The organism is Clostridium thermobutyricum DSM 4928 (assembly GCF_002050515.1).
GTDB lineage: Bacteria > Bacillota > Clostridia > Clostridiales > Clostridiaceae > Clostridium > Clostridium thermobutyricum.
This window is the reverse complement of record NZ_LTAY01000048.1, coordinates 65,197-78,396: the sequence shown is the minus strand read 5'-3', so window position 1 is coordinate 78,396 and position 13,200 is coordinate 65,197. Positions and strand designations below refer to the sequence as shown.

13 protein-coding genes are annotated in these 13,200 nt (G+C 24.6%); 4 read left to right on the top strand and 9 right to left on the bottom strand.

From position 1 onward, the window contains the following. Positions 1–88: 88 nt before the first annotated feature. The 4 genes from CLTHE_RS09515 to CLTHE_RS09500 form a co-directional block, all read right to left on the bottom strand. Positions 89–751, bottom strand: coding sequence for a TVP38/TMEM64 family protein (locus CLTHE_RS09515; RefSeq protein ID WP_080023116.1), 663 nt, complete (start codon positions 749–751; stop codon positions 89–91). A 363-nt stretch (positions 752–1,114) separates the two neighbouring features. Continuing rightward, positions 1,115–1,804 carry a hypothetical protein gene (locus tag CLTHE_RS09510; RefSeq protein WP_143324059.1) on the bottom strand — a complete coding sequence of 230 codons (690 nt, stop codon included), beginning with the start codon at positions 1,802–1,804 and terminating at the stop codon, positions 1,115–1,117. 129 nt (positions 1,805–1,933) lie between these two features. Then, positions 1,934–2,329, bottom strand: a complete 396-nt coding sequence (locus CLTHE_RS09505; protein ID WP_080023114.1) for an HsmA family protein — start codon at positions 2,327–2,329, stop codon at positions 1,934–1,936. A gap of 1 nt (position 2,330) precedes the next feature. Then, positions 2,331–2,780, bottom strand: a complete 450-nt coding sequence (locus CLTHE_RS09500; protein WP_080023113.1) for a MarR family winged helix-turn-helix transcriptional regulator — start codon at positions 2,778–2,780, stop codon at positions 2,331–2,333. A gap of 363 nt (positions 2,781–3,143) precedes the next feature. Between CLTHE_RS09500 and CLTHE_RS09495 the strand changes: the two genes are divergently transcribed. Then, positions 3,144–5,711, top strand: a complete 2,568-nt coding sequence (locus CLTHE_RS09495) for an SH3 domain-containing protein (protein ID WP_080023112.1) — start codon at positions 3,144–3,146, stop codon at positions 5,709–5,711. A gap of 107 nt (positions 5,712–5,818) precedes the next feature. Here the strand turns inward: CLTHE_RS09495 and CLTHE_RS09490 are convergent, their stop codons facing one another. Genes CLTHE_RS09490 through CLTHE_RS09480 form a run of 4 tightly spaced genes read right to left on the bottom strand, consistent with a single transcriptional unit; the run spans position 5,819 to position 8,499 of the window. Then, the gene (locus CLTHE_RS09490) at positions 5,819–6,358 is read right to left on the bottom strand and encodes a hypothetical protein (RefSeq protein ID WP_080023111.1); all 540 of its coding nucleotides are present in this window, start codon (positions 6,356–6,358) and stop codon (positions 5,819–5,821) included. A 39-nt stretch (positions 6,359–6,397) separates the two neighbouring features. Continuing rightward, positions 6,398–6,538, bottom strand: a complete 141-nt coding sequence (locus CLTHE_RS16735) for a hypothetical protein (protein ID WP_158082706.1) — start codon at positions 6,536–6,538, stop codon at positions 6,398–6,400. A 56-nt stretch (positions 6,539–6,594) separates the two neighbouring features. Then, positions 6,595–7,263 (bottom strand): replication initiation protein, encoded by a 669-nt coding sequence (locus tag CLTHE_RS09485; protein WP_080023110.1) that lies wholly within the window; start codon positions 7,261–7,263, stop codon positions 6,595–6,597. Between the two features lie 51 nt (positions 7,264–7,314). After that, on the bottom strand, positions 7,315–8,499 hold the full coding sequence (locus CLTHE_RS09480; protein WP_080023109.1) for an MFS transporter: 1,185 nt from the start codon (positions 8,497–8,499) through the stop codon (positions 7,315–7,317). A gap of 233 nt (positions 8,500–8,732) precedes the next feature. On the opposite strand from CLTHE_RS09480, the gene CLTHE_RS09475 reads away from it, so the two are divergent. After that, positions 8,733–10,355 (top strand): amidohydrolase, encoded by a 1,623-nt coding sequence (locus CLTHE_RS09475; protein WP_080023108.1) that lies wholly within the window; start codon positions 8,733–8,735, stop codon positions 10,353–10,355. 132 nt (positions 10,356–10,487) lie between these two features. Here CLTHE_RS09475 and CLTHE_RS09470 read toward each other — a convergent pair whose 3' ends face one another. Continuing rightward, positions 10,488–10,883, bottom strand: coding sequence for a hypothetical protein (locus CLTHE_RS09470; RefSeq protein WP_080023107.1), 396 nt, complete (start codon positions 10,881–10,883; stop codon positions 10,488–10,490). Between the two features lie 635 nt (positions 10,884–11,518). Between CLTHE_RS09470 and CLTHE_RS09465 the strand changes: the two genes are divergently transcribed. Together CLTHE_RS09465 and pfkB are read left to right on the top strand one after the other, a co-directional pair. After that, positions 11,519–12,268, top strand: coding sequence for a DeoR/GlpR family DNA-binding transcription regulator (locus CLTHE_RS09465; RefSeq protein WP_080023106.1), 750 nt, complete (start codon positions 11,519–11,521; stop codon positions 12,266–12,268). Further along, complete coding sequence (pfkB, locus tag CLTHE_RS09460; RefSeq protein ID WP_080023105.1) at positions 12,265–13,176, top strand: 1-phosphofructokinase; 912 nt, start codon at positions 12,265–12,267, stop codon at positions 13,174–13,176. Before CLTHE_RS09465 ends, pfkB begins: the two co-directional genes overlap by 4 nt. The last annotated feature ends 24 nt before the right edge of the window (positions 13,177–13,200 follow it).

Here is a 13,200-nt window from a genome sequence, read left to right as displayed (position 1 = left end):
CAGTTATCTTACAATTTTGAAAGATAAAAAAACTATAGCTCTAAGAAAAAATATGCTAAATCACATAGCTTTTCTTAGAGCTTAATATTTAATCTTGTATTTTCTTTATTATTTTGCTTGAAAATAATAAAGCTATTATTAATATTGCAACTGGTATTATAAATTGTGGTGAAAATGGCTTATCAAAATTTTCTCCTAGTATAGAATAACATATTGTTTCTGGAGACACTCCTATTAAAGTTGCTGATATAAATTTCTTATATGAAACTTTAGAAAGCCCACATGCATAACTTATAGGGTCTAATGGAATTACAGGTATCATTCTTAAAGACATCATTATTAAAAATTGTTTTTTCTCTATATTAGATTCAAAATTTCTGAATTTTTTTCCTAATATTCCTTGAACAAAATCTTTTCCTAATATTCTTGCTAAAAAGAAACCTATTGTTGATGATATAAAATTTCCTATCATTGTTACTAAAAAACCTTCAAATGGTCCAAATATAAGCCCATTTGCAATTGCAATTATACTACTAGGTATTATTATAAAAATTGGTTTAATAGTAAATATAATAAGTGTTATTAATATTGCATAGAATTTTGTATTTTTAGATTCTGCAAAGCTTATTATTTCGCTTACTTTTAAATGCATTAAGAACTCTCTATTCTTTATCAAAATAAAAATTCCTATTCCTATTATTATTAAAAATATAACAAATTTTAATATATTTATTAATTTAGAATTTTTCATTTATATTTCTCCTTTTCATTCCCCCAGTTCTATATATTTGTTATTGCCTTTTTAAATAATATTATAACATGAATTTTTAAAGTACCATTTTAAAAAAAATATATTAACATTTATTTGTTAACTTAAAATAAATAAGAAGACCACTCTGGAAAACAAGCTATGTTTAGCATAACTAGCTCACCAAAGTGGTCTTATATGTATTCTTATATAATTTATTATATGCAAAGGAAAAATTTTTTATACCAATATACAGTTATTTTATTATGTATATATTATATTAAATTCTGTTTTATTAAATTGTTTTTTATAATCAAACAATCTCTAAAAACAGAATTTTATTTTGAATAAAAACTTTCTATATAATTACACTTTCTGAATAATTTTTATATCTAGCTCTACTGCTTCACCAGCATTTTTAACTATAATAGTTCTAAATATTTTTTCTAGTTCTTCTCTACTAAATTCTTTTAAATATCTACTTATATAAAAAAGATTATTAGTTCTATAATCTCCTAAGCTCTTATCTTTAAAGGTTTCTTCAAAATATTCTTCATAATCTTTATATTTTTTATTATATTGCTCAAAAGTTCCTATATTCTCTAATCCTTTTATTAAATTATATCTACATTTTGCACTATTAGGTTTTACCTTAATAAACATTATTTCTTTATTCTTATCTATAGTTTTATATCTGTTTTGACTTAAAACTAATATGTTTATATCATGATTTAAATTCACATTTATCTTATGAATTATTTTTTCTTTATCAATTCCATATTCATCTCTTGCACCAAATAATTGAAGAATTTTTTCAGTACAGCTTGGACTTGTTCCACCATAACCACAATTAGTATCAAACCAAACTTCATTTCCTTCTTCATCTTTTATTATAAAATTATAATATGCTTTATCTATTCCAAAGTCTTGATAATAAGGAGTTTTTTCTGAATAAAATGCTGTAAATTCTTTTAATTCTCCTACTTTTCCTAATATATTTTTTGCAAACTCATATGAATCATAACATCCTGTTTTTCCTGATAAATACTTCATCATGTTCACCTCCTAGTAAATAATATTTATGACTAAATAAATTTATGCATAAATTTTATTTTGTAATGTAGACTTTTCATAAATTTTATAATAAAAAAGTCTTGCAAATTTAATTGCAAGACTCCCTTAATATTAAGAATGCATTCCTATATACATTCCTATGAAGTAAGGTATTAACCAAATTACCCAAACTACTATACTAAATTTATGGAAAACTCTTTTTGCTCTTTCGCTTCCTTTATTATAAACCCAAGTTGCCCATATAGCATGTATAAGCATTAATATTATTGCAAGCATTCCTGTTGTTTGATGAATTAAAAGCTCTGTTGGAGTTGTAACTTTATCAGTCCCTGAAGAAGCTATCATACTCATTGTAGTTGTACCTAATGTATCACATATAAGACCTAACCAAAATATAATTACATGCTTTTTCTTTAATGTTTTTGATAAAAATTCTCCCCATACACCTATTGTATAAAATACTAATGCTAATGTAATAAAAATTATTGCTGGTAATAATAGTTTCATATTATTCACTCTCCTTAATCTTTTGTATAAAACTTAATAAATTTTCTTTTGTTTCTTCTAATTGCTCTATATCTATATCTTTAAATATTTTATTAAATCCTCTATTAAAATTCACCATTACCTTTTTCGCTAACTCTATTCCTTCTTCTGTAAAATTTATATAAGTATTTCTCTTATCATTTTCATATTTAATCTTTCTTATATAATTTTGCTTTTCCATCCTATTTAAAATTCCTGAAACAGTACCTTTACTTAAACTCATACTTGTACATATTTCTGATACAGTCATTTCACCTTTATGTCCTAAATGTTTTAGTATAATTATTTGTTGTGGTGTTAACTTTTCATCTTTTAATTCATTTAAAATAGCACTATAAATTTTTGAATCTATTTCTTTTATAATCATTGCTATTTCAAATCCTATATTATTCTTTTCATTATGCTCATACATAATTTTCACTTCCACTCTTTTAACTTAAATTTTATATAACATATTTTTTAAATATAATTATGTAAATACAAAATAGTTTGTATGCAAACTATATTTTTATAATATCATAATATTTTCTATTGTCAATTTATATAAAACTACTTAAAACCTAGTTATATTGCTATTTATAAATATATCTATATACAATTTAACTAATTATTAAAATTTTATTTACTTTAAGTTTTAATTTTTTCATATTTTATTATTTGTTCCATTTTATTCTAAATTAACATAATTTTAATAACTAGCTTCTAGGTTCGAAATATTTATATATTATAATTTATTTTAATTATTAAATTAACATTATTAAAAAGGAGATTTATAATGAATAAAAGAAAAATAACAAAACTTATTTTCCTAGCTGGTGTGGCTGTTTCAACTATAAGTGCTGCTCCAACTATTATTTCACATGCAAACACTCTTAATAATATAAATATATATAATCAAGAACAATCAAACGTTCATTTACAAAAAGCTGTTATAACTAGAAGAGTAGCTATTATGAATAATGGAAAAATTGTAGGTTATGCTAATGCTTATGATATGGCTGTAATCCAAAGTCATAATGGGAACACTTATAATGTAGTTACTGAATTCGGATTAATTGGAACTGTAAATAAAAATGATTTATTAATTGTACAAAATGATGAACAAGATAAATTAATTACTCTTAATGAACAAGAACATGTAATTCATGTTACTACTGATTTACATCTAAGAAGTGAAGCTTCCGCAAATTCTTCAATTATAACTAATTTAAAAGAAGGAACTAATTTAAATGTTATTGGAAGACAAGGTCAATGGCTAAAAGTTAGTGTAAATGGCTACACTGGTTTCGTTTTTGGAGATTTTGTTCAAAATGGATTTGTAAACACATCAACTCAAAATTTCCAACAATCAAATCAAAAAATAGATTCAACAATAAATAGCTCAAAAGGACAAATAGTAAATCCTGAAGTAAAAATAACTCCTTCATATAATTCTAATCAATCTCAACCTGGAGTTATTCAACAATCTCCAAATGTTAAAACTGAAATAAATTCTAATACTAATAATCCTACTCCAATTATAAAACCTGAAGTTAAACCTGAGTCTCATAAAACTTCTCCTGAAGTAAAACCTGAGGTTAAACCTGATACTCATAAAACTTCTCCAGAGGTTAAACCTGAAGTTAAACCTGATACTCATAAATCTACTCCAGAAGTTAAACCTGAAGTTAAACCTGAGTCTCACAAAACTTCTCCAGAGGTAAAGCCTGAAGTTAAACCTGATACTCATAAAACTTCTCCAGAGGTTAAACCTGAAGTTAAGCCTGATACTCATAAAACTTCTCCAGAGGTTAAACCTGAAGTTAAACCTGATACTCATAAAACTTCTCCTGAAGTTAAACCTGAGGTTAAACCTGATACTCATAAATCTACTCCAGAAGTTAAACCTGAAGTTAAACCTGATACTCATAAAACTTCTCCTGAAGTTAAACCTGAGTCTCACAAAACTTCTCCAGAGGTAAAGCCTGAAGTTAAACCTGATACTCATAAAACTTCTCCAGAGGTTAAACCTGAAGTTAAACCTGAGTCTCACAAAACTTCTCCAGAGGTAAAGCCTGAAGTTAAACCTGATACTCATAAATCTACTCCAGAAGTAAAACCTGAAGTTAAACCTGAGTCTCACAAAACTTCTCCAGAGGTAAAGCCTGAAGTTAAACCTGATACTCATAAAACTTCTCCAGAGGTTAAACCTGAAGTTAAGCCTGATACTCATAAAACTTCTCCAGAGGTTAAACCTGAAGTTAAGCCTGATACTCATAAAACTTCTCCAGTTGTTAAACCAGTTAATAATACTCCAAAAATAATGCCTGGACAAATAATACCAACTTATTCTGCTGTTGTTATTCCAAACACAGCTACAGTAAGAAGTGCACCTTCTACTAATCCTTCTTATGAATCTATTTTAGGGCTTGTAAAAAAAGGTAATATTGTTCAAGTAATTAGTAGAATTAATGGATGGTATGAAATAGAATTTGGAGGAAGTGTAGGATATATCAGACCTGACTTCGTAAATACTAATGGAGCTAATATTCCAACTGCAAAATCAGTAGCAAATAAAGCAAATACTATTACAGTAAATGCTAATTATCCAAATACAATGAAAAAATATGTAGCTGGTGAATTAAAAGAATTTGATGCGATTCATGGAAATAAATTAACAAAATCACAACTTGAATCTTATTCTAAACAATTAAGTACAGCCATAAATCCTAAAGCAGCTGATACAATGTTTGAATTTTTAGAAATTAATAAATTTAGAAATGTTAATGTTGATGAACTTAATGCAGCTTTAGAAAATATGGGAGTATTTAAAGGACAAGGACAAGCATTCGTAAATGCCGCAAAAAAATATGGAATGGATCCTATATACCTTTTATCACAATCAATATTAGAAACTAATCATGGACACAGTAATTTTGCTAATGGTATAACTATTGATTCAATACAACATATTACAAAAAATAAAGAAGGTAAAATCATAAAAATTACTAATGAAAAACTTTCAAAACCTGTAACAGTTTATAATTTCTTTGGAATAGGAGCTTATAATTCTGATCCTAATTATGCATTAACTTATGCTTACAATCATGGATGGTTTACTCCTGCAGATGCAATTGAAGGTGGAGCTAAAATGCTACATGATGATTATTTATATAATGAAGTTAAACAGGTTACTCCATATGAAATAAGATATATAAATGGAACTAATGACCAAATGTGGCATCAATATTCTAGTGATATACAATATGCTCAAACACTTGGAGAATTAATAAAACAATATAGCTATCTTTATAATTCAAATGATACATTTACATTTGGAATTCCTAAATTTCAAGAAAGCTAATAATAAAATATATTTTTATTATTCATAGATTAAATTTTTCAAATAAAATAGTTCTTAAATATAAAAAGACATCATATTTATTAAAACTAATATGATGTCTTTTTATTTTATTCTACGCTATATAAAGTATTTTTATATGTATTAAAATCTCCTTTTGGATTACTTATTAATTCTTGTAATTCTTTAATATTTTTATATTTAATTACAGTAGAGTTATACTCAACTTCATTTTTCACATTCATTGAATCTAATTGGTTTTTTATAGCTAACAGTTTTTCTCTTATATTTGGCAATATTCCTGAGTTATTATAATATGCAACTACAACTTTTGCCGCCTCTAATCCATCACTATAGACTTTTTTACTATACTCTTTAGTATTTTCTAAAAAAGTATCATATTTTATATTAGAAATAATAGCCATATCACTTTTAGTCATAGATTTTTTATCTATAGTATTTTGCCAAATAGTTATAATATTATTTCCCATATTAATAAGTTCATTATCAATTTTTACAAGCTCTGAATTTATATAATCTAAACTAATATTTATTTCACTGCTTTTCAGGCTCTTTCGTCCAGTACAATAACCTATACCTAAAAATAAAATTATAACTATAATTATAATTCCTAGTATTTTTTTAATCATCTTAATTCCTCCTTATTTAAAATAATAAATAAGGATTCATTATTCACTTTTATTAAAGGTTACATTTATAACTCTTATTTCATTTGAATTATCACTAGCACTTCTCCTACCTGAGCAATATCCCATTGCTATCAAAATAATAATTATTAATAATATTACTCCTAGTATCTTTTTAATCATAATGAAGCCTCCTTTAATTTATATTTATAAATTTAGTATGCTTCACTATAATACTTTTACTCTAAATTCTTATGAACTATTATATAAAGTCCAATAATTTTCTTATCTTCTTTTTTCTCTTCAAATTCAAAATATACATCTGTTTTATTCTTTATTTCATTTTGTGTATATAAAATCACTTTCCTCTTAAAATCAGCATATAATTTATATGCACTATCAATCTTTAAAAGATATTTCAGATATTCTATTGAGATATAATACTTTTTCCCATCTTCTAGATTTTTTAAAATCTCATATACTTGCCATGAATATTTTCCTTTTAATTTTGAAACTTTAAACTTTAATCTCTCTTGATACATTTTCTTAAGTTCAAAATATAAACCATCAATAGAATTATTAAACTTAAAAGTTACTGTCTTATGATCTAAATCATAAGAAATAAAGGAAAATATATTTATTACATATTCTTTTCTTTCATTATGTAAAGAAACTTCTAATAACTGACTATTTATTAATTTAAATATTTTTATTATCTCTTCATCAGTTAACCCTAAACATTCAGTTAATGTTTTAAAAAATATTGTAACTTCTTTATCTAAATTTTTTTCATCTGCTGCAGCTATAAATAATCCTATCATCTTTTTTTGCTCATCATTAAAGAAATTAACTGGCTTTATACTTATATCAGGCATATTAATTACTTCATATTTCTCAAAATTACTCATAGTCTTCTCCTTTAAGTTTTATAACTTAATTATACAATAGTAATTTAAACTTTAAACTCCAACTTTTTTCCCATTAGACATGATAAGTGTAGTACAAGTAAACACAATTCCTATAACTAAAATAATAATTAAGGCTATTATTAAATTATTTGAAAATAATAATCCTGAAATAGTAGCTCCTAAAAAACTTCCTAAATAAGAGCATCCATTTGCTATTCCATTAACTAATCCTCTAAATTTATCATCTACAAAATCATTTATCACTGTAGGTATTAAAGCTGTTACAACTGTATAAGCTCCAAAAACTAATATGCTTTCTATTAATAATAAAAGTAAATTTCTACTTTCGGTTAATAACAATAGTCCTGCTATAATTGTTCCAATTCCAGCTAAAAATGCGACTCTTTTTACATAACCTTTTTTAATGAATTTTGTTGAAATTCTCATTATAACTATTGCTATTAATATTGCAGGTGTTAAAACCTTCCACATAGAATCTATTCCAATTGATAACTTCAAATATTCAGGTATCAAAAAGAAAGAAGCAATTCCTATATAATTTGCTGAAAAAGCTATTATTAAATAAGAAATAAATTTTTTATCTTTAAAAATCTTTTTCAAATAAATTCCTTTTCCTTCTATTTTTTCTTTTTTTGTATTCTCAACTACATCTGATTTCACAAAAAATAAAACAAATAAAAATACTAAAGAAACTATTATTGTTGAAGCTAAATATAAAGTCTTTACCGAAATAAATTTTATTAATACTGGTCCTCCACCTAATGCAATTGCTGATGCTAGTCCCACAACTACTCCAACTAAACTTATTGAATCTGCTCTTTCTTCTGGTGAAACACTTTTAGATAACCAAGAATAAGCAGCTGATGTTATAGCACCTGAACCTTGAAGTGCTCTAGATAAAACATAAACATATGCGTTATTTGATATAAATGATAAAAATAATCCACAAATAAGCGCCCCAAGTCCGATTAAAACAACTTTTTTTCCACCTATCTTATCATACAAATTTCCAAAAGGAACTTGACAAAATCCTTGTGTTAAATTAAAAATTCCTAAAGCTATTCCTCCAAGCACTAAAGAACCAAAAAGTAAAGTCTGAGCATAATAAGCTACAAAAGGTGTAACTATATTCATTGCAAGTTGTCTACTTCCTAATGCTAATGCTATTACAATTACTAAAATCAAATTTTCTTTTTTTATTTTTGATTTACTCATATTAACCACTCCAAATATGACTTATTTTTATATTAGTCATATTACTCTTTAAATATGACCTTTTCAATAAAAAGTCATATTTATTATTTAAAAATTCATATATAAAATTTTTTATCTTAATTATTTAAATATTTTAAGTAATTTCGTTAAAATAAATTTATTTAACTTAATTCATTATATTTATTGCTATAATATATTTAAAAAGTAAATTTTATTCAGATAGGAGGTTTATTATGAAAAGAATAATTTACTATAACGGAACTATTTTGACTATAGATAATAAATCATCTATTTTTGAAGCATTATTAATAGAAGATGGTGTTATAAAAGAGCTTGGATCTTCTAATGAAATTTTAAAATTAAAAGATTCTTCTACTGATCTTGTTGATTTAAAAGGAAAAACTTTAATGCCTTCATTTATAGATTCTCACAGTCATATAACTAGCTATGCTCAAACATTAAGACTTGTTAATTTAGGTAATTGTACAAGCTTTGAAGATATCTTTAATACTTTAAAAAACTTTATTGATAAAAATAATTTAAAAGAAGATGAATGGATAACTGGATTTAATTATGACCACGAAAGATTAAAAGAAAAAGAGCACCCAACTAAACTTTTGCTTGATAAATTATCTAAAACTAACCCAATAATATTAAGTCATATTTCTGGACATATGGGTGTTATTAATTCTATTGGATTAAATTTATTTAACATAACAAAAGATTCTATAAATCCTGATGGTGGAGAAATTATTAAATTTAAAGATTCAAATGAACCTACTGGACTTTTAAAAGAAAATGCTTTTATTCAAAACACTTTTAAAATTCCTGTTCCTTCTGTTTCAGATTTATCAGATTTACTTGTTAAAGCTCAAGAAGATTATTTAAAATTTGGAATAACAACTTGCCAAGATGGATTTACAAAAAAAGAAGAATTTGCAATATTAGATTATTCATCTAAGAATAAAAAACTTAAAATGGATATCGTAGGTTTTATTGATATAAAAAATAATAAAAATATTTATGAGGAAAATAAAGAAACTTATGTTAAAGGTTATATAAATAATTTTAGAATTGGTGGATATAAGATGTTCTTAGATGGTTCTCCTCAAGGAAGAACAGCTTGGATGTTAACACCTTATAAGGACATTAATAATCCTGATAAAAATAGCAAAGAATTTGGTATTGGAACTCTTACAGATGATGAAGTATTAAAGTTTATAGGACAAGCTTTAAATGATAATGCACAAATTTTATCTCACTGTAATGGAGATGCTGCTGCAAAACAATTAATTGATTCATTTAAAAAAGTATTAAATGAAAGAAATGAATCTTTTACTTCAACATTACCTGTTATGGTACATGCTCAATTAGTTAGAGATTCTCAACTTAAAGATATGAAAGAAATTGGAATGATTCCATCTTTCTTTACAGCACATTCTTATTTCTGGGGTGACATACACATTAAAAACTTTGGATTAGAAAGAGCTTCTAAAATAAGCCCTGCTAAATCTGCTTTAAATAGAAACTTAGTTTTCACTTTTCATCAAGACACTCCTGTACTTATGCCTGATATGTTTAGAACTATTTGGTGTTCAGTAAATAGAATAACTTTAAATGGAGTAACTATTGGAGAAGATGAAAAAATTTCTGTTCTAGATGCTATAAAAGCAGTTACAATTAATGCTGCAAAACAATATTTTGAAGATGATAAAAAAGGTTCATTAGAAAAAGGTAAACTTGCAGATATAATTATCATTGATAAAAATCCACTTGAAATAAATCCTTTAGATTTATATAAAATTAAAGTTCTTGAAACTATAAAATCTGGTGAAGTTTTATATAAAGCAGACTAAACTTTAATTGCTGAAATTTTTCTATTTTTATATACTTATAATAACTTATTTTAAATTAATAGAACCCTGAATTTTGCTTTAAGATAACTATCTGTATTCTTTAGATATATCTTAGTAAATTCAGGGTTCTTACTACACGAACTTTTTCTTTGAGTTCTTAAATATTCCTTGTATGAAATTTTCTATTGACATTGATATTCTTTCAACTGCATTATGCTTAACTGCTTTTTCATCTATTTCAAAAACTTTTTCTACAACTCTTGAATCTCCAATTGTATTATATTCATTACAAAGATTTTTTAATCTTTCATATTTTTTTCTTGAAAAATTCTTCATTAAACTAACTGAATATCTTTCAATATATTCACCTAATCCTTCATTTCTTCTTACAACTTCTTTACCATTATCAATTGCAAATGAATAGCTCATCTCTAATTCTTTTTCTAAATTTCTAATCATAGTTTTGTCACCATTTAAAACTAATAATTCCATTAAATTTTGTTGAATTTCCTTTGCATTATCTCTCATTTTACTATCCCTCCAGAAACATTTTTTCTCTCTTGTTAATTTAATTATATTCTCTATTTTTTTAATAAAATTTATAAATTGAATACAAACTTCTTACAAATTAATGACAATATTTTTTTATATATAATTTTATATTTTTTGTAAATGTTAACATAAAAAAATCTTGATATATTAGTGAACTTCTCTTAAAAATTCATTAATAATATCAAGATCTATTGTTTTTCTATTTATATTTTATTTTAATAAGTTTTCTTCTCTTCATTATTATTTGAATCATCTTTTTCTTTTTTATTATTTGGTATTTCATAATCAAAAGAAATTACTCTTTTTTTAACTCCATTAGTGCTCATAAAAAATCACGCCCCTCTTAAAATTTAGCAACTATATATTATATTTATTTATCGTACTTTTTATTCCTAAATTTAATATTTTTTAAAAAAATTATTATATAAATTCCAACTTTTATAATAAAAATTAAATTTTTCTAATCAAAATATCGTTATACTAAATATTAATTTATATATATTTTAATCTTTTTTGATTATTTATAATTATTTTTGATTATTTATGATTGTAAATGATTACTTTTTAAGTTATACTTATATCATAATATCTCACTAAAGGAGTTATAAATTATGTTAACAGAAGAAAGATATAATTTAATTTTAGATTTATTAAAAGAAAAAGAACTTATAAAGTTTGAAGAATTATCTTCTAAATTAGAAGCTTCTGACTCTACTATAAGAAGAGATTTATCAATATTAGAAGAAAGAGGATTATTAGAAAGATTTCATGGTGGTGCTAAAGCACTTTCTTCAAAACGTAAAGAATTAAGTTACAAAGAAAAGCTTTCTAAACACACTGATGAAAAAAATATATTAGCAAAATATGCTTCAGAATTAATAAATGATGGTGATTGTATATTTATTGATGCAGGAACGACAACATATGAAATAATAAAATATTTAGCAAATAAAAATGTCTTTGTAGTTACTAATGGTTTAAATCATATCAATGCTCTAGTTGAAAATAACATTGATTGCTATATGATAGGTGGAAATGTAAAACTTACCACAAAAGCTATTATAGGAAGTCACGCATTAAATTGTTTAAATAAATTTAAATTTGATAAATCCTTCATTGGAACTAATGGAGTAGATTTAGAATCTGGCTTTACAACTCCTGATTGTGAAGAAGCAAGCATAAAAGAATGTGCAATAAATAATTCAAAAAAAGCTTTTATTCTAGCTGATTCATCAAAATTTGGTTATGTAAGCTTTGTAAAATTTGCTAAGCTAAGTGATTGCTCTATAATTACTAATAAAAATTCTGATTTAGATAAATATAAAGAAATTACAGATGTAAGGATGGTGAATAAAAAATGATATATACACTAACTTTAAATCCATCTATTGATTATATAATTTCTCTTAATTCTGTTGAATTAGGAAAAGTTAATAGATGTACTAAAACTTTTAAATTTCCTGGTGGAAAAGGAATCAATGTTTCGAGAGTTTTAAAAAATTCAGGTACTGATAGTATAGCTTTAGGATTTGTAGGAGGATTTACTGGTGAATTTATAAATTTAACATTAAACAATTTAGGAATTCATACAGATTTTATAAAAGTAAAAGAAGATTCTAGGATAAATGTAAAAATAAAATCTGTTGATGAAACTGATATAAATGCAGATGGCCCTTATATAGAAAAAGAATCACTAAATTTACTTTTAGATAAATTAAATGAGCTTAAAGATGATGATATCTTAGTTTTAGCTGGAAAGATTCAAAGCTCCCTTCCAGACAATCTCTATTCTGAAATTCAAGATATAGCAAATAAAAACAATGTAAAAGTTGTAGTAGATACATCTGGAAAAGCATTATTAGAATCTGTTAAAAAGAAACCTTTTCTAATAAAACCAAATAATTTTGAAATTGAAGAAGCTTTTGATATAAAAATTAAAGATAGAAATGAACTTATAGATTATGGTAAAAAGCTAAATACAATGGGTGCTGAAAATGTAATAATTTCACTGGCTGAAGATGGAGCTTTATTAATAAATAATTCTGGTGTATTCTTTGGCAATGCTCCTAAAGGCGAAGTAAAAAATTCAGTAGGTGCTGGTGATTCTTTAGTTGCTGGTTTTTTACATGAATACTCAAAATCTAAAAATATTTTAGATGCTTTTAAAAGAGGAATTGCAACTGGAAGCGCTAGTGCATTTTCCTTAGACCTTTGTGATAATAATTTTGTTTTAGAACTATTACCCCAAATTAAATTGAAAAAATTATAATTATTCTTCATATTAATTTAAATT